Source organism: Pseudomonas syringae (genome assembly GCF_021605415.1).
Taxonomy (GTDB): Bacteria; Pseudomonadota; Gammaproteobacteria; order Pseudomonadales; family Pseudomonadaceae; genus Aquipseudomonas; species Aquipseudomonas syringae_S.
This window is the reverse complement of the sequence record NZ_WKEQ01000046.1, coordinates 14,215-39,044: the sequence shown is the minus strand read 5'-3', so window position 1 is coordinate 39,044 and position 24,830 is coordinate 14,215. Positions and strand designations below refer to the sequence as shown.

The window sequence follows — 24,830 nt, the reverse complement described above, 5'->3', positions numbered from 1 at the left end:
CACATCAATCCAAGCAACGTCACAATACAAAACGCCCAAATTCCCCCCGCTTAAAAATCCCAAACCCCCCCCAAAATCCCTCCCTTCCCCACCCAAAAAAAAAACCCGCCAATCCCCAACACCGTCCCATGAATCACCAAGGTAAAAATCAACGCCTGCACAATCTGTCCAAACGTGTCAGGCCGCTTGAACGCGGTGAGCGAGTAGAAGATCCAGGCCGACAAGAAACCTGGAATCAGATACTGCAATAACGGAATTAAGTCTTTCACCAGATCATCCATGATCTGTATCTCCTCGAAGCACCAAACGAACCGTCCAGAAAAAGCCGGCGCGCTTACCGGCCGGCATTCAGAAGATTAGTCCAGCCTCAAAAAACTGACGCGCCTAACTGTCACCGCTCATTGCGAACGTTACCGGTTAAACGCTTGCGGTCAGGCAACCACTGGAATCATTGGATCCGCAGCGGCCAGCGCACTGACACGATCAGCCGCCGGTGGATAAATCCATTGGGTGTTGATCTGTGTCTTTAGAGCTTTGCCCTCTTGCTTGACCAGTTTTACCTGGCGATCCCACCCTTCGGTGTAGACCGCCCCCCAAGCGCCCAGATCCAGACACGTTACGTATTTCGGCTGGCTGTACGGCGTCGGATCTACACCGAGAAGCTGCGCGGCAACGTTATTGCCTGCATGACGGCCCAGTGAAATGGCGTGTTGGCAGGTCATTAGCGCGAAGTTACCGATGTCGTCGGTTGCCGCATATGCCACATCGCCAGTGGCGAAGATGTCGTCCTGACCGATGACCTTCAGGTGCGCGTCCACGTGAAGGCGACCTTGAGCATCGCGCTCGGCAGGGATCTGCTCGGTCAGGGAGCTGGCGCGCACACCTGTTGTCCAGACGACGGTTTTCGCGTCGATGTGCTGACCGTCCGATAGGGTCACACCGTTTTCGTCGACCGACACCACCGAGACGCCCAGGCGCCATTCGACGCCCAACTCAGCGCTGGCCTCGACGATCGAGTGGCTGATTTCTTCGCCCATGGAGGCGCCGATTTTTTGCCCACGGTCGATAACGATCACGTTGATATCGGCGTCAGCACCGAGAATCTTGCGAAGACGGCGAGGCATTTCGGTCGCCGTTTCGATCCCGGTGAAGCCGCCACCGGCAACTACCACGGTGTTGCGCGCTTTACTTTGCGGCTGATTGGCCAGCGCTTCAAGGTGTTGTTCCAGACGGATCGCCGCTTCAATCTGGTCAACGTCGAAGGCATATTGCGCCACACCCGTAGTGCTCGACATCGCCAGACCGCTGCCGCTGGCCAGAACGAGTTTGTCGTAATTAAACACCTGCTTGGCGCCGGATGCGTCGGTGTAGCCCACGGATTTTTGCTGGGTGTCGATCGTGTCGGCTGCGCCCTTGATGAAACGGACGCCGACCGCGTCGAACAACTCGCCCAATGGCGCCGCCAGTTGATGAGCGTTCGGCTCGTAGAACCGTGGACGTACGCGCAACTCGGCCTGAGGTGCCAAAACAGTGACCTCAACGTTGTCACGACCATGTATTTCCACCAGCCGCGTAGCACTCAAAGCCGTCCACATGCCACCGAAACCTGCGCCGATTACCAGAATGTGCTGTTTCATTTGTTTTCTCCAGGCGATAAAGCCAAGTCATTTTGAGAGATTGCATGGATCACGCTGATCGGTAGCTGGCGGATCGAGGGGATGCTGCTTACCGGGTAACGGCGACTTTATTGATCGCATATAATTTCGACAAGTCTAAGAATTCGATCATTAACATCGAAAACAACGATAGATCGTAGATTATTCAAATCCCATTAAGCACGCCTAGAAACGGGATCACCTGGCTCTCCAGACACTTATGGCGCGGTTTAGTATCCTGAGGCAGCGCGTTGATCAGGACTCGATAGCCTGATAACATTTGCGACAACTCAAGTCGGAGATAAGCATGTCTCTTTACAGTGCAGGCGTCGAATACGGCATTCATTGCCTGCTTTTTCTGGTTGGTAACGGTGGTGACAGTCGCGAAGCCAGCGTGCGCGATCTGGCAGAACTGCAAGGGGTGCCACTGGATTACCTGGCCAAGATCTTTACCAAACTGGCTAAAGGTAAATTGGTGGCATCCACGGAAGGCGTGAAAGGAGGGTTCAGGCTGGCGCGCCCGGCGGATGAAATCACCCTCCTCGACATCGTCAACGCCATTGATGGGCGCAAGAAGATTTTCGAGTGCAGGGAGATTCGCGGCCGTTGCGCACTGTTCGATGGCTCCCCACCGGACTGGTCACTGGATGGCGTCTGCTCAGTGCACAACGCCATGATGACCGCGCAACAACGCATGGAAGAAGCCTTGTCCCAGCAGACCATCCTGGACATTGCCAGAAAGGTTGGCCGCAAGGCGCCAGCGCAATTCGGCGAACAAGTGGAAAGCTGGCTACAGGATCGCAAAGAAAAAAAAGGCAACACCGGCGCCGAAGGGACAACCATCCCGGTCAGACAAATTCACGACTGATCAAAACGCCAAAAAAAAGCAGCAACCGTTCAACCGGTTGCTGCTTTTTCATGCGCCAAAGATTTTGAACAAATGACTCAAAGACAGTCGCGAACCGCTTGGCGCAGCGACCCGGACTTGGCCCAGGGCGGCCCCTGATACAGTGATATTCGGCTGCCGTCCTTGTATTTGATCACGTCGAGAATCTCGTCAGCCGTCACAATGCTCGGCGCGGTCAGGCGGTAACCATTGGAAATCGAAATCTGCGAAGCCTTGGAAACGTCCCGCTGCCACAACGGCAGCACGCATGCGGCATATTCCTTAGGGGTTTTGTCACTGTATTTGCTGACATTCGGCTCACCTGGCACCAACGACGCAGGCAACGAACATCCGGCCAGTGCCGTCAACAGCAACCCACCTATCCACATCCGCATAAAGCTTTCCTGACCTGAAAAAGAGCAAATGTAGCGCGTTACCGTGCAGACATCCATCGTGGCACCACGGCGCTTTCAAACTGCACAAACCGGCTCACCGTCCTCGAAAAATACGGCTACTCTTTGCTACCGAGAATGTTCTGGAGGTGACCATGCGACTTAATGAACACGAACACGAACTTCAACGCGACCTGCAAAGTGTTGCATCGGATCTACGCTGGTCGGCGGTCGACCTAAAGCGCATCGCCGAGCAATTGCGCAAAAGTGGCAACGAAGCGGATGCCCAGGCAGTGCTCAGATCCTGTGAAATCCTGCAGAGCGACGAAGAGCGTTTGCAGTTCTACGCCAACGAAGTCAAGGCACGCACCATCAGCCGAACGAAAACCCACTAGCCAACCGCTCGCAAAAAAGCCCCGAAATTCGGGGCTTTTTCATTGCCTCAAGCTGTCGCTTGATTGCGCGACTGCTTCAAACGGCCTTTGTAGCCGGGAAGCGCTGCGGCATAAGCCAGCGCCTCCGCCTTACTGGCGAATGACGCCAGTCGATCGCCCTGCGTGCAAACCCGCCACGGGCCGTTGTTCACGCTGAGTACGTCGTAACCGTTCATGTGCATTTTGTTCAACATTGGAATGCTCATAAAGCACCTCCTTAACGGGAGTGTTGGATGCGGACACCCTCGAACCTTACACCCCTGCCGCGCCATTGTGCCGACCAGACGTCGAATCGTGCGCGAAGACGATGACTTGGCACTTTTCCATGCTCCGTCCGTTCCAAATTGTAGGAACCCTGACCGATTGCACGGCTCAAATATTGCAGTTTTGTGACTTTTAGATGACAGCGACGATCAATCAACACATGAAAGAACGCGCAACCATAATATGCGAGCAGGACAGGCACATCCTCCTGGTACGCAAGCCTCGATCCCGCTGGACACTGCCGGGCGGCAAGGTCGAGCGCGGGGAAACCAGAATGAATGCCGCCGCACGCGAGCTGCAGGAAGAAACCGGCCTGGATGTCGAAGACCTGCTGTATCTGATGGAATTGGAAACCGGCAGCACCCGCCACCACGTCTATGAAGCTTCAGTGCTGAACATCGACGACGCGCGGCCACAGAACGAGATTTTTGATTGCATCTGGCATCCGCTGGACGCGGTGCAAAACTTGAATACCAACGTAGCCACGTTGCGCATCTTGCAAGCATTTCAGCGGCGGCTGTGACGCCCTGACCGATGGCCAATGCCTCCACCGCTGTGCGGTATGACTCTCAATGGGAATCGCCATCCCAAATCCAATTCCAGATCCCTGGAAGTTGCACCGGTTCGGCACTTTCCTGAACCGTACGCGCCATCGCGGCGCTCAATAATGCTTGATGATCATCGTAGAAAGGCTTGTCAGCCAGCGTCACCCCCGTGGCCGCCGCGCTGTCCACGAGGATTTGCAGGTATTCGCGCGTGTGCCGCGCCGTGTAGCGATTGAGATCGTGAAAGGTCACCACCACCGGAATCACGCCATCGACGATCGGATACTCGCCGAGAGCGATGCGTTCGCGTACCTCTGACAACTGGCGCAACAGGTTAGCGCGGCGGCGTGGACTGCCATTAAATCCCCAGATCTTGCCGTCATTGGCACTTAGATCAGTCAACAAAACGTGTAAGCCATGCTGCTGATAAGCGGCAAATGTGCGCTTGTCGTAGTTCCAGAACGGCGGACGCACCAGCGTCGGCACAGCGCCGGTAATGGCGGCGATATCGCCAATACCGTTGCTCAGCGACGCTTCAAGGCTTTGGGGATCGAGCGAGCGGTGATTGGTATGCCAAGGCGTGGCGGTGTGAAACCCAAGTACATGCCCTTCGGCAAACTCTCGGTGCATGACTTGCCGACCCAGCTCGCTACCACCGGCTCGCGGCGCACGGGTCTGGACGAAGAACACCGCTTTGATGCCTGGTTGCAGCGCATTGCTCGCCAAGCTGTCGAGCACTGTTTCGGTCGGATTATAGAAACTCGAAGCGCTTGGCCCATCGTCGAAGGTCAGCACAAAACGCACCGCCGCCTGAGTCTTGAGGCGCGCGGCGGTCTGTGGGGTCAATTCGATGGGCGCGGCGATGCAACCGGCCAGCCCGCCAACCAGTGCGACCACAGAGAAAAGTTTGAACCAGTGCTTCATGTTTTGCCTTGAGCCCGACCATTACCGTCACGTTGTCGAATGGCAAAACTCCCTCGCCCTGTCGCCTCCCCGCCCCCGCTTGTGAGCGGGCGCAAGTTGGATAGGGTACACAGGCTTTGGTTCCGATGCTTGCCCAGTCAGCCAGCGCTGTTTGCAAAGACGTAAACGACAATCGCCGCAGTGCTCAATGGCGTCGGCAGCGCCTTGAGACAGCGCGGCTGCATCAATCGGCATTCGCTTTACGGCAAAACCGCACATGCTAAGTTGATCGAAAAAATCGCTTGAAGTTAATCGCCCTGGATTGTTCCAACATCCAGCGCTCCAATGATGGAAACAAAGAGTTACATCAGTTGTTTCATTAATGAGACAGCAGATGGAACAAGCGTTCGATTTATCAAACCGCTTGTCAGACATTTTGATCGTCATACATACATTTAGATGCGCTAGCGATAGCATGCGCGCCGTTCCTTCGATTGGTATACCAGTTGACCAAAGAGTCAACGAAGCCAGGATCCCTTATAACTTTCAAGCCTTGCAGAGAACTAAGTGCGCGACGATTTTGTAATCAAACAGGTCGGTGGCCTGGAGTGTGTCCATCTGTCCACGACAGAACGCTTTCAACTCGACTGTTTTATCGGGCATTACATAAAAACCCGGAATCTGAACGGCGTAGCCGACATCGAGCGAATCCTGCGCACGACGCTCGAAGCGTATCCAGGCCATCCGCCGGTGATGGTCAACGAACTGAACGCCTGGATCGACCGTACATTGGGTTATCGGGCCACGCACCCGGATTTCACGCAGCTGGACGATATCTGAAACAACGAAAGCCCCGCCCTCGCGGGGCTTTTCCGCTTCCGTCGGTCAGGGTTTAAGAGGTCGATCCTGATCGGCGTCTGATAGTTCTCGACTGTCGTCATGCTTCCAGGTCTGCTCCTTGCGCTTCTCCCGCTCGATCTCTTTTTGCGTCGGTTCATCCTCACGCTTATCGGGATCGGGGTGTTTATGCTCGGTCATCGCACTGTCCTCCCGTTAAAGATGATTATCCTTACAGCGTAGAACAGTTTCGTACTGGCAAATTACAACCATCCCGCTGCAAGAAGAACCCCATGCTCAGCAACATGCTGAGCACTGTGCAATTGGCGCCTTTCCCGGTGAGCCTTGAGCGCCCGGACGGCGTACGATAGCGCTTATACGCACGCGTCAGGGAGATTGGCATGCTTTACCGAATCGCCGCCGATGGTCTGGTGCTATTTCACTTGCTGTTCATTTTGTTCGTGCTGTTTGGCGGATTGCTGGCGCTCAAGTGGCGGCCGTTGATGTGGGCGCATCTGCCTGCGGCTGCCTGGGGCGTGGCGGTCGAAGTGTTGCATCTGACCTGTCCGCTGACCGATTGGGAAAATCTGCTGCGCCAGGCCGCCAGGCAAACCGAATACGCCGGTGGCTTCGTCGAACACTACATTCTGCCGGTCATCTACCCCGCCGGGCTTACCCCGCAAATTCAGTTGGCGCTGGGCAGCGTGGTGCTGGCGATTAACCTGATTGTCTACGGACGGCTGATTCGCACCCGGAGGTTGCGGTTATCGTGAGGTCGGCTTCAACCCCTCCAGCCAGGCCGGATCCAGACGAGTCTGCTCGGTATCCAGACCCATTTCGTGCATCCGCGCCTGATGCGCTGCAACTTCCCGCTGCAACTGCCCATGATCACTGGAGTTGCCGTCCAGCTCATGCATTTGTGTCAGCCCGAGGTGATAGAAACGCAGCACTTTCATGGCGGTCGGATCGCCCTTTTCCACCGCCGCCGTCACCTGATGCATGACGTTGGTCACACTCATCAGGCTGCGTTTGAGCCGCCAGCCATAGACCGCCGGGGCCATCCAGGTCTGGTTCCAGAACCGCCCGCGCAACAATCCCGCCGTCAGAAAAAATGCCACAAACACCCCGCCGACGTTAAAACGCAAATTGTCGCCGCCGGGTTCACCGAACAGTGCCACTGCTACCGTCGAAAACAACATCGCCAGCACGAGGAACAGCACGGCGATAATCAGCGTGCTGCGCCGGGTCTGCTGGCGATAGGTAGCGGCGTTCATCGGCTGGATTTCAAACATCGTTCGAGACTTCCTTGACTGGCAAAAAGGGCTTACGGAAAAAACAGGCCGGCGCATTATCGCCCCTGTCACGGATTTAGCTATGCTGGACATCCTTTTCATCTTTACTTCAATACTCGGGGGACATGGCGATACCACGCAGTTCGTGCCATCTTCTTTCATGGATACACACTATTCGGATGCCATTCGCTGTCCCGATGGGAATGGCATCGTTTTAAGGATCATTGCATGACCCAAAGACAAGTAATCAATGCTTCGGTCAGCCCCAAAGGCAGTCTGGAAACCCTGTCCCAACGTGAAGTCCAGCAACTGAGCGAAGCCGGATCCGGCAGCACCTATACCCTCTTCCGCCAGTGCGCCCTGGCAATCCTCAACACCGGCGCCCATGTCGACAACGCGAAGACCATTCTGGAAGCCTACAAAGATTTCGAAATCCGCATTCACCAACAGGATCGCGGTGTCCGTCTGGAACTGCTCAACGCTCCGGCCGACGCATTCGTCGACGGCGAAATGATCGCCAGCACCCGGGAAATGCTCTTCAGCGCCCTGCGTGACATCGTCTACACCGAAAACGAGCTCGACAGCCAACGCATCGACCTGAGCAACTCACAGGGCATCAGCGATTATGTTTTCCACCTGTTGCGCAACGCGCGCACCCTGCGGCCGGGCGTGGAGCCAAAAATCGTCGTGTGCTGGGGCGGTCATTCGATCAACACCGACGAATACAAATACACCAAGAAAGTCGGCCATGAACTGGGCCTGCGCAGCCTCGATATCTGCACCGGCTGCGGCCCTGGCGTGATGAAAGGCCCGATGAAAGGCGCCACCATCGCTCACGCCAAGCAGCGCATCCACGGCGGCCGTTACCTGGGCCTGACCGAACCGGGCATCATCGCCGCCGAAGCACCAAACCCGATCGTCAACGAACTGGTGATCCTGCCGGACATCGAAAAACGCCTCGAAGCGTTCGTCCGTGTCGGCCACGGCATCATCATTTTCCCGGGCGGCGCCGGTACGGCGGAAGAGTTCCTGTATCTGCTGGGCATTCTCATGCATCCGGGCAACGAGGGCTTGCCGTTCCCGGTCATCCTGACGGGGCCGAAACACGCCGCGCCGTATCTGGAACAGCTCGACGCGTTTGTCGTCGCGACCCTCGGCCAAGCGGCGAGAGCACATTACGAAATCATCATTGATGATCCGGCTGAAGTGGCGCGGCAGATGACTCAAGGTCTGAAGGCCGTGAAACAATTCCGCCGTGAGCGCAACGACGCGTTTCACTTCAACTGGCTGTTGAAGATTGATGAAGGTTTCCAGCGTCCGTTCGACCCAACCCATGAGAACATGGCCAATCTCAAGTTACACCGCGACCAGCCACCCCACGAACTTGCGGCCAACCTGCGCCGGGCGTTCTCCGGGATCGTCGCTGGCAACGTCAAGGACAAGGGCATCCGCCTGATTGAGGAGCACGGCCCGTATCAGATCCGCGGTGATGCGGCGATCATGCAACCGCTGGATCTGCTGCTCAAAGCCTTCGTCGCCCAACACCGGATGAAACTGCCGGGCGGCGCGGCGTATGTGCCGTGTTATCGAGTGGTTTCCTGAAAAATAACCTTTAGGTGCGAGCCCATGTGGGAGCTGGCTTGCCAGCTCCCACATGACCGCGTTCCAGTCGAAGTTTTGTATATGAATAGGGAGTGCGCGATTGGATCACGTGAATCACATCCTGATCGTCGACGATGACCGCGAGATTCGCGAGCTGGTCGGCAATTACCTGAAGAAGAATGGCTTGCGCACCACGGTGGTAGCCGACGGCCGGCAGATGCGCAGCTTTCTCGAAGGCAATACCGTCGACCTGATCGTTCTGGACATCATGTTGCCCGGCGATGACGGCCTCGTTCTGTGCCGCGAGTTGCGCGCCGGCAAACACAAAGCCACCCCCATCCTCATGCTCACCGCGCGGGATGACGAAACCGACCGCATCATCGGTCTGGAAATGGGCGCCGACGATTACCTGAGCAAACCCTTTTCCGCCCGCGAACTGCTGGCGCGAATCAATGCCGTGTTGCGGCGTACCCGCATGCTGCCACCCAACCTGCTGATTACCGAGACCGGCCGGCTGCTGGCGTTCGGTCGCTGGCGACTGGACACCACTGCCCGCCACCTGCTCGACGAAGACGACACGCTGGTGGCCCTGAGCGGCGCCGAATATCGTCTGCTACGGGTTTTTCTCGACCATCCGCAACGGGTACTCAGCCGCGATCAACTGCTCAATCTCACCCAGGGTCGAGACGCCGATTTGTACGATCGCTCGATTGATTTGCTGGTCAGCCGTCTGCGCCAGCGCCTGCTGGACGATTCCCGCGAGGCGACCTACATCAAAACCGTGCGTAACGAAGGCTATGTATTTTCGTATCCCGTAGAAATGCTGGGTGAATCCAGCTGACTTCGTATCGCTTTGTATAGAAACCCCGCTCAGATACCCAATAAGCGACTTCAGCATTAACCGGCACACATCGCCGATACACCCGAGCGTTTAACTGTGACCACCCGATAGCAGCGCAACCGGCGCTGCTACGGACTCATCCCATCGTTAAACGCAAGGAGTCGCATCATGTTCAAATTCTCGAAATTATCGTCCCTGACCCTCGTTGCTGTGCTGTTCGGCGGCCTCGGCATGGCGAACCTGGCTTCGGCCAACGCCCAACTCGTCGCGGAATATGGCTCGCAAGCCTTGCAAAAGGATCGCATCGCGGAAGGTGGCGCGGATCGCCTACAGCAAGCGCACGAACGTGTGGCAGAAGGCGGAGCGGATCGCCTTCAAGATCTGCGTGAACGCGTGGCCGAAGGGGGTTCCGATCGTTTGCAGGAACTGCGTGAACGCGTAGCACTGAGCGCCCCTGCCCAAAACGTCCTGGTTGCCGAGAACCGCGCCGAGTTCGGCTCAAAATACCAGCGCTATTAATGACACTCCTTGAACCTTGCGGGAGCTGGCTTGCCAGCGATGGCGCTGAGACATCCAGATACATCGCCTTCGCGAGCAGGCTCGCGCCTACAGTTGACGACCACTGCGCAATCAACGCCCTCGATATGAACTATGCGCAAGGGTGTTTTCTCATCGATCAACTCCGGCATTAGAGTAGCCACATCTTCTCGCCACTCTCTGGAGCAACATCATGAAAGACATCATCGCTCTCGGCTTCATCGTTTCGCTCATCGGCGCCACCTCCGCCATCGCCGCCCCGCACGTCAGTCACACCTTTGTGGCCGATACGGGCATCTCCTCGCCGGCAACGACCAACGTCAATACTGTTGGCATCGACACCGAGCACAAAGGTAGCGTCAACCTGCAACAGAACACCGAACAAGCCAAACTGTACGTTGCGGAAAACCGCCCAGAGTTTGGTTCTAAATATCAGCGTTATTGAGTGACTGGTTTCAAGCTGCTGTATCCGTTGCCTCGTCATCAATACCGCTACAACAGGTGAATGGTTCTGGTAGTCAGCAAAGCATTAATTCGGAAATAGGGGCATACCGTAAGCGCTCCATAAACCTCACCGACTTCAAGATGGGTGGTGCGCTTATACAGATACACTTTTTCGACTTTCGCATCGGGTCGCATCATGGCGAGCTGGCTCCTGAGGGAATCGGGAGCACAGCATCCGGGATCAGCTAAGCGCTTTGAATGTGGGGTTTATGGAGCGCTTACGCCATACCCGTCACCGAATATGTTTTTATTTCGGACTTCTTCGACCAACCGTCGGGGCGTACGACCTGATATTTCAGCTCGATTGGTGGTCGGTGAAAGTGTTCGCGCAGCTGCTCAAGAGTATAGTTGAACGGTTCCAGCTGCCTGCCTTCTTCTGAAGCACGTACAGTGTGCCGATGTGTAAATGTAGAGCTATCACCCACCACTTTCATAATGATTACGTAGTCAGCTTTGAGTTCGGCTTCAGCGGGGATTATGAAGGTCGTTCCGTGACTGTCAAAGTCGTCTAAATTAATAATGTGGTCGTTTCTCGCTCCACGAAATTTTGGATGTGGCAATTTGTTATTGGTCATTTTATGAACTCCTTTTAATGTCGGAATGACGGAGTTATTTACGCCCATGAGATCAATATTTGTCACCTGTCAGATCTGACAGGTGAGCAGTACTTATCGACGAACGGTTGAGCGGTCATTTGAATACGGAACAGCCACTCGACGGCGTCGGCACCTAGCCGCTTGCGCGCTTCTGTCACACCACTGCGGGCCCCTCAAATGCTTAAGTGAACAACATTACGCCAATGCGGGATTCTCTATTGGCCACTGAACTCAATGACTACGCCTGAGTGAAACGGGTTTCGCGATAGCGCGGCACCGCCAGATGCCAGCCGACATTGCCCTGCCACTGTACCTTGAAGGCTTCTGCGCAACGCAAGGCCTGGGCGCACGATGGGGTATCGCAACCAAGCCGCTCCAACTCAATGGGCAACCGCTGCTCAATCAAATGAAACGCCGCTACCCACGTTTCAATGCGCCTGTTCACCTCGGCAGCGGCGTCGTCAGGACTGAGTTTCTGGTGGTGCCGCAGATGCGTCAACAGGTTGTAAACGTCTTCGTCGGGGTTTTCCATGATGCCAAACGACAGCACATCATTCACAGCCTTGAACAGATTAAGCGTCAGCCGGCGCAGTTCTTGCCATACCGAGCTGTAGTAAACGCGAGACGGAAGATGCACGCGTTGGGCGAAATAAGTGAATTCGAAACACACCTGAAAGCCACCGGCATTGCGCCACGCGTTGTTGAAATCGGCGACTTCAGGTTGCGTGCCTTCCATCCGGTGCACCGATGCGCGCAGGCATGGATAGAGATAGTTGACGTACTGCTCCAGTGTTCGCTGCTCCCACTCGGCAGGCATTTCAATAGCCGCGCGGGCGATGATGTCGGTCAGTCCGCCTGCCAGCCCAGCACTTGTGCCCCGACCCGAACTGGCCATTTGTAGAACCTGGCGGATGGCATGCTCCAGTGCTTCGGGCGCGCGGCTCAGGTCTTCATCCGCCAGATCATCCTGGCAACTGAACCACCCGGTCAGGTCGGACAGGATCTTCAGATCTTCCAGCGGTGACTGCGGCCACATGTAGCCTGCGTATTTACCCGGCATGTAGATATCGCGCTGATGCACGGCGTCAGGCGTCGCTTCAAGGCCCAGACTGGTCAGCCATTCACGCGTGTGCCGCTCTGCATCTTCGGCGTAGGGGCTTAATGCAACGGGGAGATTCATCAATGAGGGCGCCAGTGCGTATTTCATTGGCCTGCCCCCAGCCCAGTCAACACGTCGCGCCAAATCCGAACGGCATCGATACCCTGTTCCTTCAGTATTTTCCGGAACCAGACGGTATAGGCTTGCGGCTCATCGGTGATATCGCGCGCCAATTCGGTGAGCGTCACCCACTTCCAGTCGAGTGCTTCTTCGGGATTGGCCTGCGGATCAACCGCGCTCTGGCCGACATAAACATGGTCATACTCATGCTCAATCAAGTCATTGGTGACTTGCTCGTGATAGATGAACGCATGAACTTCCAGCAAGTCGCACATCAGCCCCATTTCCTCGATCAAACGCCGCTTCGCCGCCTCGACCGTGCGTTCGCCAGGCCGCGGATGACCGCAACAGGTGTTGGTCCATAATCCCTGGGAATGGTACTTGCCCAATGCCCGTTGCTGTAGCAACAGGCGTCCCTGTCTATCAAAAATGAAAATGGAAAAAGCGCGGTGCAACAGGCCTTGGCGATGAACATCCATCTTCTCGGCCTGACCTACAGATTCGTCCTGGGTGTCGACCAGAATCAGCTCTTCCACGGTAAACCTCCATCGTATGTTCACGGCTGGACATAACGACGAACCAGACATTGATTGGGGAAGATTTAAAACTAGCTTCCTGCAGATCTTTTTCAAGTTTGCCTCAGCGCTTATAAACAAAAGTCCGGTTGTTTATCGCGATCCCGTTTAATCGGCGACTGGCGAAAATCAGCGCCCAATGTATCGTTTAAAACTCCAGTAGAACGTCCCACCCACCCCAGCCAGAAGTGCGCAGTTGGCGACTGACAAAAGAGTCTTCTGTCATGTTGCAGACATTCCCCAATCAATACGCTCAAGCCAAAGTGGGCTGGATCAGTCCCTTTGAATATCAGGAAGACCATAGCGGCAAGAAAGTCAGGACTGCATTGACGCGCGCGCTCGCGACCTTGTACCACCTCGACTCCGCCAAAACCGAAAACCTCTGTCATATCGTCGAACGCTTCAACACGGCGTCGTTGATCCATGACGACATCCTCGACCAGGATGAAACGCGGCGCGGTGCTCCTGCTGTCTGGTTCAAATACGGGATGGCTGCCGCGCTCGTCTCGGGCATGTACGGCTATATCGAAGGATTGCAGAAACTCGGCAACTTTCATGACATCGACCTGATGAAGATGGGCCTCAACAGCCTCGAAGCCTTGCACATCGGTCAGCACCTGGATGCCCAAATCAGTGACGGTGACACGCTGCCGACGCTGGAGGACTACCGCTTTATCGCGCAAACCAACACCGGCTGCTTTTTTGTGTTCATCCTCGACGCCTGCCAGCACCTGCATCCACTGCCCGAGCCTGTGTATACACACCTCAAAGCGTTGATGCTGGAGTTGGCGGTCTACTATCGTTTCGTCAATGACTATTGCGACATCAACCATATCCCGCACTTCAGAAAGAAAGGCTTTGCACCCGATCTCGACGGTGGCCCGAAATCCTTCCTGATGATCCTTGCCAATGACCCACTATCCAAACGTAAACGAAGCGAATCGCAAAAACGCTGGATCATCTTTGAATGGGGCAATGCCGGAGTGTTCACCACGGCGATGGCGCTGATGGAGGACAGTTTTGCAGTCCTTCATCAGCAACTCGAAGTCGCTCGGCGTTTCGCCAATCATCGGGACTTCAAATCGCTCGAAGCCTTTCTGTTGGACGTAAGGTTTCGACAGGATCCAGCGGATAACTATTACGACAGCTTGATCCGCTAACGCTTGCTTACCGTGCGAGACTTACCGTGCGAGACGGATAGCCAACGCCTTGGCCTGCGATGCCACGTCGGTTACCGCTGTGCTTTCCCACCACATGCCGCGCAATGGCGGGCCCATGGCGAACAGTCGATCCGCCGGTTGCCCTTGCGCGTCAATGACCGCTCCGTCCGCAGCCGCCGCAATCCCCAGCGCCAACGGCCCCGGGCATACCAGACCGCGTGCGAGCAACTGTTGCGGCAGCGGTCGTGCGACCCGTCGCCAGTCGTATTCGATGCCGCTGGAGTTGATCAGCGCCGCGCCGTGTACGACGCAGGTTTGCGTTTCGGCACGGCGGCGTATGCGGATGCTCACATCGCTTTCTGACGTCGGCTCAAGCCCTTTGTACGATGCCGCTTGAATGCGCAAGCGCCCTTCCCCGTGCAACCGCGCTATCAACTCGGCGCTCATCGGAGGCGAACGGTGGTGATGGCTCTCCCACCACGGCCGCACGTGGCGTACGAACTGCCGGCGCTGCGCATCGGTCGCCTGGCTCCACAATCGCCCGATGTGCGCGCGCACCGTGTCCAGCGGAGCTTGCCAGTCGATACCTTGGGCGATCGCGTCGCGGCAATGCCGACGCAGTTCGCGCAACAACTGACGCGGCGTGCGCAGGCTTTCGTCAGCGACGAGAAAATCCTCCCATGCCGGTGGCTGGCGGCGTACGTGAGGCAGCAAGCCGTGACGGGAAAACACTTCAATCGACCCGCGATGTCCGGCCTGCTCCAGCGAGACGACCGCATCGACCATGGTCAGGCCCGAGCCGATGATCAGCACCGTCGAATGCGGATCGAGCTGGCGCATCGCTGCAACATCCCAAGGGTCAAGCGCGGCGGCATTCAGTCCGCTGGATTCGGTTTGCGGCGTGCGGGCGGCGGGGAACATACCGGTGGCGAGCACTGCACGGGCGCCGTGCCGTTCTTGACCGTCATCCAAGGTAATTGTTACGAAGTCTTCGCGGACCTGTAGATCGACCACTTCGCCCCGCACGTGCTCGACCATTGAGCCGTGCTGCGCGCCGATTACCCGCGCTTCGCTCAAACGTTGTTGCACATAGACGCCGAACAGCCCCCTCGGCGGGAACAGTTCACTGATCGGCACATGCTGTTCATCCGACTCCGGCCAGCCACCGGCGGATATGTAAGCGGTGAGCCACTGAGTCAGATCATCCGCATTGTCCGGATCGACACTCATACGCGCCGCGTTGCCGTTGAGCGTGTGGCCCAGTTCTACAGCGCTGTAGGCCTCGCCCCGGCCCAGTTCCGCACGCGGTTCGACGATCAGAATCCGCCGTTTGCCAGGCAGGCGCAGCAACTGCACCGCCAGCATCGTGCCGCTGAGGCCGCCCCCTATGATCAGAATGTCGAACCCGTTTTTTGCAGAGGCTGTCGGCGCAATGGGACGTTGAATCATGGCGTATTCAATGGCTCGTTTTTTTGCATGACGGAAGGTGTCACGCAGATTGCGCCACATTAAGGGTTCGTTGATTGATCAGGAAGCCCACATTTCCATTCAAAGCGAACTTGCTGATTATTTGGTTGTGTAGATGCCCGAAGGGGACAACTCGCCACTGGCCTCGACTCTGTATTTCACCTCAACCCGCCTGAGCGCGCCCGCGACGATCGAATACTGGAGCGGCCAGTTTATACCTCGGTTCAAATGATCTTCTGTGACCTTGAACCTCGTGAAAAACTCGCCGGTTCCCTCGACGTGTAAATCGAAGTCAAGAAAATCACCCACGTTAATACCGGGCAGGATGACTGCGTGAATGACGCAGTCGAATAAAAAATTTCGTTCCAGCCATACCCCGTCCGACGGGCTGATTGTCGGAGCGTTAAGTACTTCGCTGATCTTGTGGAAGGTTGTTTGCGATGCGCGTTCCATAACTCCACCCTATTTTGTTGGGTTTAACAGTTTTTTCTTCTACCTATATCGGCTGCCCGTTCAAAATAATTGCGTGGGTGACAAGCGTCTACTGTCAGATCTGACAGGTGCAGTCTCGTTTGCGATGAATGGTAGAGAACGGTCAGATCACTACATTTCGCACAAAGCGCGCCGCCACGTCGCCGTCGTTGCGATAGCCGTGTGGCTGGTTGCTGGCAAACATGAAGAACTCGCCCGCCGATATGAGTTGTAGCCGGTCGCCCAGCATCAGGGTCAGGCACCCTTCAAAGACGAAAATCTGTTCACTCCAGCCGTCAGCATCCGGTTGTGACGGGTACACCTCGCCAGGTTGCAGGCACCACTCCCATTGCTCCACCGCTCGCGTAGCCGTGGCTTTGGAAAGAAGTACGGCTTTGCTGCCCGGGATCGATCCGGCCCAGGCCAGTTCATTTATACGGCTCGTATCACCGGCATCCGGCGCCTGGATCAGATCACTGAACGCGCAGTCGAGCGCTTCGGCAACCCGGTCAAGCGTGGTCAGGCTGACGTTTTTTTCACCGGCCTCGATTGCTACCAGCATCCGCCGACTGACTCCGGACTTTTCCGCCAGGGCCGCCTGACTCAGGTTGGCAGCATGGCGCAGGCGCCGCACGTTCTGGCTCACATGCTGAAGAACGGACATCCGTTGGGAGGAATCTTTGGGCACTATATTGCTCACTCAGTAGGGTTGAGCAGTATACTGCGCAACATTTGACGCATTGTGCGTCTGCCTCCCATCGTGCGCAAGGTCATGACGCCAGTGAACACCCGACACACTCCCCTCCGTTTCCCCCGGTTCAGCAAGGCTGAGTTAGTGCTCGTACTGATCACCATGATCTGGGGCGGCACCTTTTTACTTGTGCAACACGCCATGACCGTCAGCGGGCCGATGTTTTTTGTCGGCCTGCGCTTTGCGGCGGCAGCGTGCCTGGTGGCGTTGTTTTCCTGGCGGCATATGCGTGAACTGACCTTGTTTGAACTCAAGGCCGGTGCCTTTATTGGCGTGGCGATCATGCTCGGTTATGGCTTGCAAACCGTGGGCCTGCAAACCATTCCCAGCAGTCAGTCGGCGTTTATCACCGCGTTATACGTCCCTTTCGTGCCGTTGCTGCAATGGCTGGTGCTGGGCCGTCGCCCGGGGCTGATGCCCAGCATCGGGATCATGCTGGCGTTTACCGGGTTGATGCTGTTATCAGGGCCGTCCGGAGCATCGCTGAATTTCAGCCCCGGCGAAATCGTCACGCTGATTAGCGCCATCGCAATTGCCGCCGAGATCATTTTGATCAGCAATTATGCCGGCCAGGTCGATGTCCGCCGGGTGACCGTGGTGCAACTGGCCGTGACGTCGGCGCTGGCCTTTTTGATGGTGGTGCCGACCGGCGAAGCGATTCCGGATTTTTCCTGGTTACTGTTCGCCACCGCGTTAGGGCTGGGGGCTGCCAGCGCGGCAATTCAGGTCGCGATGAACTGGGCGCAAAAAAGCGTTTCTCCGACCCGAGCGACGTTGATCTACGCTGGCGAACCGGTATGGGCGGGGATTGTCGGGCGGATCGCCGGGGAGCGTTTGCCGGCGATTGCGTTGCTTGGCGCGGGGCTGATTGTGGCTGCGGTGATTGTCAGTGAGCTGAAGACCAAGGGGAAGGATGTTGAGCAAACCGAGGACGAGCTTTCGCGCGAATCTGGAATGTAAAAGCCAGGATCAAAAGATCGCAGCCTCCGGCAGCTCGATTGATCGCAGTATTGCTGGGGCTGATCGTTCCCATGCTCCGCGTGGGAATGCTGCCCGGGACCTCCGCGTTCCTTGCGATCTTTTTTCTCAGTGTTATTTGCCTGAAACAAAGCCGAACAGTTATTTCACGACTACTTTGTAGGATTCTGAGACATCCTCGCGTTTGGTAATCAGGGAGCTGGCACGTATGATGCTTCACAAACTTCCGCAGATTAGAAGCCTATGTCCCTGATAGTTCTACTGCTCCTGCCTTTCATCGGCAGCTGTGTCGCGGCCATGCTGCCGCATAACGCCCGTAACGCTGAATCCCTTCTGGCTGGCCTGGTCGCCCTCATCGGCACACTCCAGGTTGCGTTTTTGTATCCGCAAATCGCCCACGGCGGCGTGATCCGCGAAGAATTCCTCTGGCTTCCGAGCATGGGCCTGAACTTTGTTCTGCGCATGGACGGCTTCGCCTGGCTCTTTTCGATGCTCGTACTCGGCATCGGCACCCTCGTTTCTTTATATGCACGCTATTACATGTCGCCGGACGATCCGGTGCCGCGTTTCTTCGCTTTTTTTCTCGCCTTCATGGGCGCCATGCTTGGCCTGGTAATCTCCGGCAACCTGATCCAGATCGCGTTCTTCTGGGAGCTGACCAGCCTTTTCTCGTTCCTGCTGATCGGCTACTGGCATCACCGTGCGGACGCCCGACGCGGTGCATACATGGCGCTGATGGTCACCGGCGCGGGCGGCTTGTGTCTGTTGGCGGGGGTCATGATTCTCGGCCATGTGGTCGGCAGCTACGACCTCGACAGGGTCTTGGCCGCCGGCGATCTGATTCGCGCACATGCCCTTTACCCCGTTCTGTTACCCCTGATCCTGATCGGCGCCTTGAGCAAAAGCGCGCAATTTCCCTTCCACTTCTGGCTACCCCACGCCATGGCGGCGCCAACGCCGGTTTCGGCGTATCTGCACTCGGCGACCATGGTCAAGGCCGGGGTGTTTCTGCTGGCGAGACTGTGGCCGTCGCTGTCCGGCAGTGAAGAATGGTTTTACATCGTCAGCGGCGCCGGCGCCTGTACGTTGCTGCTCGGCGCGTATTGCGCGATGTTCCAGAACGACCTCAAGGGTTTGCTGGCCTATTCAACCATCAGCCATCTGGGGCTCATCACCCTGCTGCTGGGCCTGAACAGCCCGCTGGCCGCCGTGGCTGCCGTGTTCCACATTCTCAACCACGCGACCTTCAAGGCCTCGCTGTTCATGGCGGCCGGCATCATCGACCACGAAAGTGGTACACGCGACATCCGCAGACTCAGCGGCCTGTTCAAACTGATTCCATTTACCGCGACACTGGCCATGGTCGCCAGCGCCTCGATGGCCGGGGTGCCGTTGCTCAACGGCTTCCTTTCAAAAGAGATGTTCTTCGCCGAAACCGTGTTCATCAACGCCACGGCGTGGGTGGAAATGAGCCTGCCGATTATCGCGACCATCGCCGGCATGTTCAGCGTCGCCTACTCCCTGCGCTTCACCGTTGACGTGTTCTTCGGCCCGACCGCCACCGACCTGCCGCACACTCCGCACGAACCACCGCGCTGGATGCGCGCGCCGGTAGAGTTGCTGGTGTTCACCTGCCTGTTGGTGGGGATCTTTCCGGCACAAATCGTCGGCCCGTTGCTGGCCGCCGCCGCGTTGCCCGTAGTTGGCGGCGAACTGCCAGAGTACAGCCTGGCGATCTGGCACGGCTTGAACGCACCGATGATCATGAGTCTCATCGCCATGTCCGGCGGCATTGTGCTCTACCTGTTGCTGCGCAATCAGTTCAAGCACGGGCGCTTCAAATATCCGCCGTTGGTGGGCCGCTTCAATGGCAAGCGCCTGTTCGAGCGCAGCCTGGTGATTGCGATGCGTCTGGGTCGCCGCCTCGAACGACGGATTGGCACCAGACGCCTGCAAACCCAACTGTTCCTGATGGTGCTTGCGGCGGTGCTGGCCGGTTTGATTCCAATGTTGCACAGCAGCCTGAGCTGGGGCGACCGGCCGAAGATTCCCGGCTCGGTCGTCTTCGTGACGCTGTGGCTGCTGGCGATCGCTTGTGCCCTTGGCGCCGCATGGCAGGCCAAGTATCACCGTCTCGCCGCCCTGACCATGGTCAGCGTTTGCGGCCTGATGACGTGCGTTACGTTCGTGTGGTTCTCGGCACCGGATCTGGCATTGACGCAATTGGTGGTCGAAGTGGTGACCACAGTACTGATTTTGCTCGGCCTTCGCTGGCTGCCACGACGGATCGAAGAAGTCTCGCCATTGCCGAGCGTCTTGCGCAAGGCGAGGATTCGTCGCTTGCGCGACCTGTTATTGGCGGGCGCTGTCGGCCTCGGCATGGCCCTGCTGTCTTATGCGATGCTGACCCGGCAGACGCCGAACGATATTTCCTCGTTCTACCTCAGTCGCGCCCTGCCCGAGGGCGGTGGCAGCAACGTGGTCAACGTGATGCTGGTGGATTTCCGCGGTTTCGACACACTCGGCGAGATCACCGTTCTGGTCGCGGTGGCGTTGACGGTATTCGCCCTGCTGCGTCGCTTCCGCCCACCGAAAGAGAGCCTGCAATTGCCGGCCCAGCAACGCCTGCTCGCACCTGACGTGGTCACCGATCTGGTCAACCCGCGCTCGGCTAGTGACACCGCTCTCGGCTTCATGATGGTGCCGGCGGTGCTGGTGCGCCTGTTGCTGCCGATTGCGCTGGTGGTGTCTTTCTACCTGTTCATGCGCGGGCACAATCAGCCGGGCGGAGGCTTTGTCGCCGGCCTGGTGATGTCGGTGGCGTTCATCCTGCAATACATGGTTGCCGGCACCCAATGGGTCGAGGCGCAAATGAGTCTGCGGCCATTGCGCTGGATGGGCACCGGACTGCTGTTCGCCACCGCCACCGGGCTGGGCGCGATGGCGGTCGGCTATCCGTTCCTCACCACTCACACCTGGCATTTCAGCTTGCCGCTGTTGGGCGATATCCACGTCGCCAGCGCGCTGTTCTTTGACGTCGGTGTGTATGCAGTGGTGGTCGGTTCAACGCTACTGATCCTCACCGCCCTCGCCCACCAATCGGTGCGTGGCCACAAGACTGCGGCGCAACCCAAGTCCGTCGCAGCGAAAGGAGCGATCTGATGGAAGAAGTCATCGCTATCGCCATAGGCGTGCTCGCCGCTTCTGGCGTCTGGCTGGTTCTGCGGCCACGGACATTCCAGGTGGTCATGGGGCTGTGCCTGCTGTCCTACGGCGTCAACCTGTTCATCTTCAGCATGGGCAGCCTGTTCATCGGCAAAGAGCCAATCATCAAGGACGGTGTGCCTCAGGATTTACTCCATTACACCGATCCATTGCCACAGGCACTGGTGCTGACTGCGATCGTCATCAGCTTTGCCATGACCGCGCTGTTTCTGGTGGTCTTGCTGGCGTCCCGGGGGCTGACCGGCACCGACCATGTGGATGGCCGGGAGCCCAAAGAATGATGGCGATGACCCACCTGATCGCCGCACCGATCCTGCTACCGCTGCTGACCGCCGCGATCATGCTGATGCTGGGCGAGCGGCACCGGCCGCTCAAACGCAAGATCAACCTCTTTTCCAGCATCGTCGGCCTGGGCATATCGGTGATGCTGCTGCAATGGACGCAGACCACCGGCGTGCCCGGTTCCATCGGTGTTTACCTGCCGGGCAACTGGCAGGTGCCGTTCGGTATCGTGCTGGTGGTCGATCGCCTGTCGGCGCTGATGCTGGTACTGACCGGAATCATCGGTGTCAGCGCCCTGCTCTTCGCGATGGCCCGCTGGGACGGCGCCGGCTCTAGTTTCCACGCGCTGTTCCAGATTCAATTGATGGGTCTGTACGGCGCGTTCCTGACCGCCGACCTGTTCAATCTGTTCGTGTTCTTCGAAGTGCTGCTCGCCGCCTCTTACGGCTTGATGCTCCACGGCTCCGGCCGCGCACGCGTGTCGTCCGGTTTGCATTACATCTCGATCAACCTGCTGGCCTCGTCGTTGTTCCTCATTGGCGCGGCATTGATCTATGGCGTCACCGGCACGTTGAACATGGCCGATCTGGCGATGAAGATTCCGCTGGTGCCGGAAGCCGACCGTGGCTTGCTCCACGCAGGCGCCGGGATCCTGGCGGTGGCGTTCCTTGCGAAGGCCGGCATGTGGCCGCTGAATTTTTGGCTGGTGCCCGCTTACTCTGCGGCCAGTGCGCCGGTTGCAGCGATGTTCGCGATCATGACCAAGGTCGGCGTCTACACCCTGCTGCGACTCTGGACGCTGTTGTTCTCTGGCCAGGCCGGAGCATCGGCGTATTTTGGCGGCGACTGGCTGATCTACGGCGGCATGGCGACAATCGCCTGCGCTGGCGTGGCAATCCTGGCCGCGCGGCGCCTTGAGCGCATGGCCAGCCTGAGCATTCTGGTGTCGGCGGGAATTCTGTTGTCAGCGGTCGGTTTCGCCCAGCCGAACCTGATCGGTGCTGCATTGTTCTATCTGGTCAGCTCGACCCTTGCGTTGAGCGCACTGTTCTTGCTGGCGGAGCTGATCGAACGCTCCCGCTCGGCCATCGAAGTACCGCTGGAAGACGAAAGCGAACTGCTGCCTCGTGCGCAGGCTGTTGCAGCGCTGGTCAAAGGCATCAATCTGGATGACGAACAAAAGGCCGTGGTCGGCCAGGTCATTCCGTGGACGATGGCGTTTCTTGGTTTGAGTTTCATCGCCTGCGCCCTGCTGATAATCGGCATGCCACCGCTCTCCGGTTTCATCGGCAAATTAAGCCTCATCGCCGCCCTGCTTGATCCGTTGGGACTGGGTGCGGACGAACCGGTGTCGACCGCCGCATGGGCACTGATGGCACTGTTGATTCTCTCGGGCCTGGCGTCGCTGATGGCTTTTTCGCGTCTGGGCATCCAGCGATTCTGGACGCCTGAAGAGCGCCCTTCGCCCGCCCTGCGCAAACTGGAATGCACACCGATTTTCCTGCTGCTGGGCCTGTGCATTGCCCTCACGTTCAAGGCTGAACCGCTGATGCGATACACCCAGGCCGCCGCCGACACACTGAACAATCCGCAGCAATACGTGATGGCGGTGCTGGGTACTCGCGCCGTCCCAAGCCCTGAAGCCAAAGCGTCATTGGTGGAGGTGCAGCCATGAAGCGCCTGTTTCCCGCACCTTGGTTGTCGCTGGCATTGTGGCTGCTATGGCTGGTGTTGAACGTGTCAGTGAGCCCCGGCAACCTGCTGCTCGGCGCCGCGCTGGGTTTCTGCGCACCGCTGATGATGCGCAAGCTGCGCCCGCAACGCGTTCACATCCGTCGTTCTGGATCTATCCTGCGCCTGTGCTTTCTGGTCGGGCGGGATGTGATCGTTTCCAACCTTGCCGTGGCCTGGGGTGTATTGATCGCCGGGCGCCGACCGCCTCGCTCGCGGTTCATCAAGGTGCCGCTGGATCTTCGCGATGCCAATGGTCTGGCGGCCCTGTCGATGATCACAACGGTGATTCCCGGCACAGTGTGGTCGGAGCTGGCGCTGGATCGCAGCGTATTGCTACTGCACATTTTCGACCTGGATGACGAAGCGCAATTCATCCGGCACTTCAAGGAAGCCTATGAGCGGCCATTGATGGAGATTTTCGAATGAGCCCGTTGCTGTCGAACGCGATACTGCTGACGCTGTTCCTGTTTTCCATGGCAATGGTGCTGACACTTATTCGCCTGTTCAAAGGCCCGTCGGCACAAGACAGGGTTTTGGCGCTGGACTACCTGTACATCGTCGCCATGCTGATGATGCTGACGCTGGGCATTCGTTATGCCAGTGACACCTACTTCGAGGCGGCGCTGCTGATTGCGCTGTTCGGCTTCGTCGGCTCGTTTGCCCTGGCGAAATTCCTGCTGCGTGGCGAGGTGATCGAATGAACGCAGAGTTGTCTCTGTGGGTGGAAATCCTGGTGGCGATCCTGCTGGTGCTCAGCGGCGTATTCGCTTTGCTCGGCGCGGTCGGCCTGTTGCGCATGAAGGATTATTTCCAGCGCATGCACCCACCCGCACTGGCCTCAACCATTGGCGCGTGGTGCGTGGCATTGGCGTCGATCATTTGCTTTTCCGCGCTGAAATCCGGGCCGGTATTGCATGCCTGGCTGATTCCGATCCTGCTGTCGATTACCATGCCGGTGACTACGTTGCTGCTGGCGCGGGCAGCGCTCTTTCGCAAGCGGATGGCAGGGGATGATGTGCCGGTCGAGGTGAGTAGTCGCCGAACCGATAGCGGGAGTTGATCCAGGTTCCGTAGTGCCTATGTCCCGGACGAGCCACGCTCCCGCAGGGATTGGCGTTTCACCCTTCGCACGATCAGCTCCAGGCCACCGCCAACAACCCCGCCCCCAGCAGCGTGCACAACGGCGAATACACCCAGGTATCAAGACGCGCAAAACGCGAACCTTTCACGTCTTTGAAGAATCCGACCAGATTCGAATCACCGATGGCGCGCGCAAACATGAGCAGCGCAATCGCACTGATGACCCATTGCAAAAATCGGTGATGCACCACCGGCATCCACCAGCCGACCCGCAGACACACCAGCACGGCGATTAACATCAATGCTGCCGCCACGATCAACGTAACCCAGCCTGACACCTTGAAGGCCGGTCGCAATCTCGTTCCACCGTCTTCCACGGGAACCTGCGGAACGACTGCCACCGCCGCCCATTGGCCGCCAAGCGCCCAATACACATGCACCAAACCGATCATCGCGAATATCGTCACCAGCCATTGAGCCAACACAAAGGTCATGGTCAGAATCCTTGAAAGGGATTTGAACCAGACATCCTAGTCGGCTTTTTTGCACCTGCACGACCGGTCGGCGGTGAAGCAGATCTCAATCAATGTGGGGCAGCCG

The 24,830-nt window shown here is 57.6% G+C and carries 30 protein-coding genes and 1 pseudogene; 17 read left to right on the top strand and 14 right to left on the bottom strand.

The features are described 5' to 3' along the window. Window positions 1-53: 53 nt before the first annotated feature. Together GIW69_RS23695 and GIW69_RS23690 are read right to left on the bottom strand one after the other, a co-directional pair. Window positions 54-281, bottom strand: a pseudogene (locus tag GIW69_RS23695) (hypothetical protein); the annotation flags it as partial. Between the two features lie 150 nt (window positions 282-431). Beyond that, on the bottom strand, window positions 432-1,637 hold the full coding sequence (locus tag GIW69_RS23690) for an NAD(P)/FAD-dependent oxidoreductase (protein WP_236485192.1): 1,206 nt from the start codon (window positions 1,635-1,637) through the stop codon (window positions 432-434). Between the two features lie 325 nt (window positions 1,638-1,962). Here GIW69_RS23690 and GIW69_RS23685 point away from each other — a divergent pair, with 325 nt between their 5' ends. Continuing rightward, window positions 1,963-2,523 (top strand): RrF2 family transcriptional regulator, encoded by a 561-nt coding sequence (locus GIW69_RS23685; protein ID WP_236485191.1) that lies wholly within the window; start codon window positions 1,963-1,965, stop codon window positions 2,521-2,523. A 77-nt stretch (window positions 2,524-2,600) separates the two neighbouring features. Here GIW69_RS23685 and GIW69_RS23680 read toward each other — a convergent pair whose 3' ends face one another. After that, window positions 2,601-2,936, bottom strand: coding sequence for a hypothetical protein (locus GIW69_RS23680; protein ID WP_236485190.1), 336 nt, complete (start codon window positions 2,934-2,936; stop codon window positions 2,601-2,603). A 152-nt stretch (window positions 2,937-3,088) separates the two neighbouring features. Here GIW69_RS23680 and GIW69_RS23675 point away from each other — a divergent pair, with 152 nt between their 5' ends. After that, complete coding sequence (locus tag GIW69_RS23675; RefSeq protein WP_236485189.1) at window positions 3,089-3,328, top strand: hypothetical protein; 240 nt, start codon at window positions 3,089-3,091, stop codon at window positions 3,326-3,328. Between the two features lie 47 nt (window positions 3,329-3,375). Here GIW69_RS23675 and GIW69_RS23670 read toward each other — a convergent pair whose 3' ends face one another. Then, complete coding sequence (locus GIW69_RS23670) at window positions 3,376-3,573, bottom strand: DUF2188 domain-containing protein (protein ID WP_236485188.1); 198 nt, start codon at window positions 3,571-3,573, stop codon at window positions 3,376-3,378. 218 nt (window positions 3,574-3,791) lie between these two features. On the opposite strand from GIW69_RS23670, the gene GIW69_RS23665 reads away from it, so the two are divergent. After that, entirely contained in the window at window positions 3,792-4,154 is a 363-nt protein-coding gene (locus GIW69_RS23665; RefSeq protein ID WP_236485187.1) for an NUDIX hydrolase, read from the top strand. 46 nt (window positions 4,155-4,200) lie between these two features. On the opposite strand, the gene GIW69_RS23660 is transcribed toward GIW69_RS23665, so the two are convergent. Continuing rightward, the gene (locus GIW69_RS23660; RefSeq protein WP_236485186.1) at window positions 4,201-5,100 is read right to left on the bottom strand and encodes a polysaccharide deacetylase family protein; all 900 of its coding nucleotides are present in this window, start codon (window positions 5,098-5,100) and stop codon (window positions 4,201-4,203) included. 546 nt (window positions 5,101-5,646) lie between these two features. On the opposite strand from GIW69_RS23660, the gene GIW69_RS23655 reads away from it, so the two are divergent. Continuing rightward, window positions 5,647-5,919 (top strand): hypothetical protein, encoded by a 273-nt coding sequence (locus GIW69_RS23655; RefSeq protein WP_236485185.1) that lies wholly within the window; start codon window positions 5,647-5,649, stop codon window positions 5,917-5,919. A gap of 45 nt (window positions 5,920-5,964) precedes the next feature. Here the strand turns inward: GIW69_RS23655 and GIW69_RS23650 are convergent, their stop codons facing one another. Continuing rightward, window positions 5,965-6,117: a hypothetical protein gene (locus GIW69_RS23650; protein WP_236485184.1), complete on the bottom strand. Its 153-nt coding sequence runs from the start codon at window positions 6,115-6,117 to the stop codon at window positions 5,965-5,967. 200 nt (window positions 6,118-6,317) lie between these two features. Between GIW69_RS23650 and GIW69_RS23645 the strand changes: the two genes are divergently transcribed. Further along, entirely contained in the window at window positions 6,318-6,689 is a 372-nt protein-coding gene (locus GIW69_RS23645; protein ID WP_236485183.1) for a DUF2784 domain-containing protein, read from the top strand. On the opposite strand, the gene GIW69_RS23640 is transcribed toward GIW69_RS23645, so the two are convergent. Then, on the bottom strand, window positions 6,681-7,208 hold the full coding sequence (locus tag GIW69_RS23640) for a DUF3087 domain-containing protein (protein WP_236485182.1): 528 nt from the start codon (window positions 7,206-7,208) through the stop codon (window positions 6,681-6,683). The genes GIW69_RS23645 and GIW69_RS23640 overlap by 9 nt on opposite strands. Window positions 7,209-7,436: 228 nt before the next feature. Between GIW69_RS23640 and ppnN the strand changes: the two genes are divergently transcribed. The 4 genes from ppnN (at window position 7,437) to GIW69_RS23620 (ending at window position 10,633) form a co-directional block, all read left to right on the top strand. After that, complete coding sequence (gene ppnN / locus GIW69_RS23635) at window positions 7,437-8,810, top strand: nucleotide 5'-monophosphate nucleosidase PpnN (RefSeq protein WP_236485181.1); 1,374 nt, start codon at window positions 7,437-7,439, stop codon at window positions 8,808-8,810. A gap of 100 nt (window positions 8,811-8,910) precedes the next feature. Then, window positions 8,911-9,651 carry a response regulator gene (locus GIW69_RS23630; RefSeq protein WP_236485180.1) on the top strand — a complete coding sequence of 247 codons (741 nt, stop codon included), beginning with the start codon at window positions 8,911-8,913 and terminating at the stop codon, window positions 9,649-9,651. Between the two features lie 168 nt (window positions 9,652-9,819). Next, on the top strand, window positions 9,820-10,170 hold the full coding sequence (locus GIW69_RS23625; RefSeq protein ID WP_236485179.1) for a hypothetical protein: 351 nt from the start codon (window positions 9,820-9,822) through the stop codon (window positions 10,168-10,170). A 211-nt stretch (window positions 10,171-10,381) separates the two neighbouring features. Beyond that, on the top strand, window positions 10,382-10,633 hold the full coding sequence (locus tag GIW69_RS23620; protein ID WP_236485178.1) for a hypothetical protein: 252 nt from the start codon (window positions 10,382-10,384) through the stop codon (window positions 10,631-10,633). A gap of 277 nt (window positions 10,634-10,910) precedes the next feature. Here GIW69_RS23620 and GIW69_RS23615 read toward each other — a convergent pair whose 3' ends face one another. From GIW69_RS23615 to idi, 3 genes are all read right to left on the bottom strand, one after another. After that, complete coding sequence (locus GIW69_RS23615; RefSeq protein ID WP_236485177.1) at window positions 10,911-11,267, bottom strand: hypothetical protein; 357 nt, start codon at window positions 11,265-11,267, stop codon at window positions 10,911-10,913. Window positions 11,268-11,526: 259 nt separating this feature from the next. Beyond that, the gene (locus GIW69_RS23610) at window positions 11,527-12,468 is read right to left on the bottom strand and encodes a terpene synthase family protein (protein ID WP_236485176.1); all 942 of its coding nucleotides are present in this window, start codon (window positions 12,466-12,468) and stop codon (window positions 11,527-11,529) included. 23 nt (window positions 12,469-12,491) lie between these two features. Next, window positions 12,492-13,043: an isopentenyl-diphosphate Delta-isomerase gene (gene idi / locus GIW69_RS23605; RefSeq protein ID WP_236485175.1), complete on the bottom strand. Its 552-nt coding sequence runs from the start codon at window positions 13,041-13,043 to the stop codon at window positions 12,492-12,494. A 263-nt stretch (window positions 13,044-13,306) separates the two neighbouring features. On the opposite strand from idi, the gene GIW69_RS23600 reads away from it, so the two are divergent. Further along, the gene (locus tag GIW69_RS23600; RefSeq protein WP_236485174.1) at window positions 13,307-14,242 is read left to right on the top strand and encodes a polyprenyl synthetase family protein; all 936 of its coding nucleotides are present in this window, start codon (window positions 13,307-13,309) and stop codon (window positions 14,240-14,242) included. A gap of 21 nt (window positions 14,243-14,263) precedes the next feature. Here GIW69_RS23600 and GIW69_RS23595 read toward each other — a convergent pair whose 3' ends face one another. From GIW69_RS23595 to GIW69_RS23585, 3 genes are all read right to left on the bottom strand, one after another. Next, entirely contained in the window at window positions 14,264-15,691 is a 1,428-nt protein-coding gene (locus GIW69_RS23595) for an FAD/NAD(P)-binding protein (protein WP_236485173.1), read from the bottom strand. 117 nt (window positions 15,692-15,808) lie between these two features. Then, window positions 15,809-16,162 carry a hypothetical protein gene (locus GIW69_RS23590; RefSeq protein ID WP_236485172.1) on the bottom strand — a complete coding sequence of 118 codons (354 nt, stop codon included), beginning with the start codon at window positions 16,160-16,162 and terminating at the stop codon, window positions 15,809-15,811. A gap of 142 nt (window positions 16,163-16,304) precedes the next feature. Then, on the bottom strand, window positions 16,305-16,868 hold the full coding sequence (locus tag GIW69_RS23585) for an XRE family transcriptional regulator (protein ID WP_236485171.1): 564 nt from the start codon (window positions 16,866-16,868) through the stop codon (window positions 16,305-16,307). 84 nt (window positions 16,869-16,952) lie between these two features. Between GIW69_RS23585 and GIW69_RS23580 the strand changes: the two genes are divergently transcribed. The 7 genes from GIW69_RS23580 (at window position 16,953) to GIW69_RS23550 (ending at window position 24,210) form a co-directional block, all read left to right on the top strand. Further along, on the top strand, window positions 16,953-17,891 hold the full coding sequence (locus tag GIW69_RS23580) for a DMT family transporter (RefSeq protein ID WP_268945631.1): 939 nt from the start codon (window positions 16,953-16,955) through the stop codon (window positions 17,889-17,891). A 261-nt stretch (window positions 17,892-18,152) separates the two neighbouring features. Continuing rightward, a complete protein-coding gene (locus GIW69_RS23575) occupies window positions 18,153-21,071 on the top strand; it encodes a monovalent cation/H+ antiporter subunit A (protein ID WP_236485169.1) in 2,919 nt (972 codons plus the stop codon). Then, window positions 21,071-21,415 (top strand): Na+/H+ antiporter subunit C, encoded by a 345-nt coding sequence (locus GIW69_RS23570; protein ID WP_003202835.1) that lies wholly within the window; start codon window positions 21,071-21,073, stop codon window positions 21,413-21,415. The genes GIW69_RS23575 and GIW69_RS23570 overlap by 1 nt, the downstream gene beginning before the upstream one ends. Continuing rightward, entirely contained in the window at window positions 21,412-23,091 is a 1,680-nt protein-coding gene (locus tag GIW69_RS23565; RefSeq protein WP_236485168.1) for a monovalent cation/H+ antiporter subunit D, read from the top strand. The genes GIW69_RS23570 and GIW69_RS23565 overlap by 4 nt, the downstream gene beginning before the upstream one ends. Then, on the top strand, window positions 23,088-23,576 hold the full coding sequence (locus tag GIW69_RS23560) for a Na+/H+ antiporter subunit E (RefSeq protein ID WP_236485167.1): 489 nt from the start codon (window positions 23,088-23,090) through the stop codon (window positions 23,574-23,576). The genes GIW69_RS23565 and GIW69_RS23560 overlap by 4 nt, the downstream gene beginning before the upstream one ends. Then, entirely contained in the window at window positions 23,573-23,851 is a 279-nt protein-coding gene (locus GIW69_RS23555) for a K+/H+ antiporter subunit F (protein ID WP_236485166.1), read from the top strand. The genes GIW69_RS23560 and GIW69_RS23555 overlap by 4 nt, the downstream gene beginning before the upstream one ends. Then, window positions 23,848-24,210, top strand: a complete 363-nt coding sequence (locus tag GIW69_RS23550) for a Na+/H+ antiporter subunit G (RefSeq protein WP_236485165.1) — start codon at window positions 23,848-23,850, stop codon at window positions 24,208-24,210. The genes GIW69_RS23555 and GIW69_RS23550 overlap by 4 nt, the downstream gene beginning before the upstream one ends. 73 nt (window positions 24,211-24,283) lie before the next feature. Here the strand turns inward: GIW69_RS23550 and GIW69_RS23545 are convergent, their stop codons facing one another. Then, window positions 24,284-24,724, bottom strand: a complete 441-nt coding sequence (locus GIW69_RS23545; protein WP_236485164.1) for a DUF3995 domain-containing protein — start codon at window positions 24,722-24,724, stop codon at window positions 24,284-24,286. Window positions 24,725-24,830 lie beyond the last annotated feature (106 nt).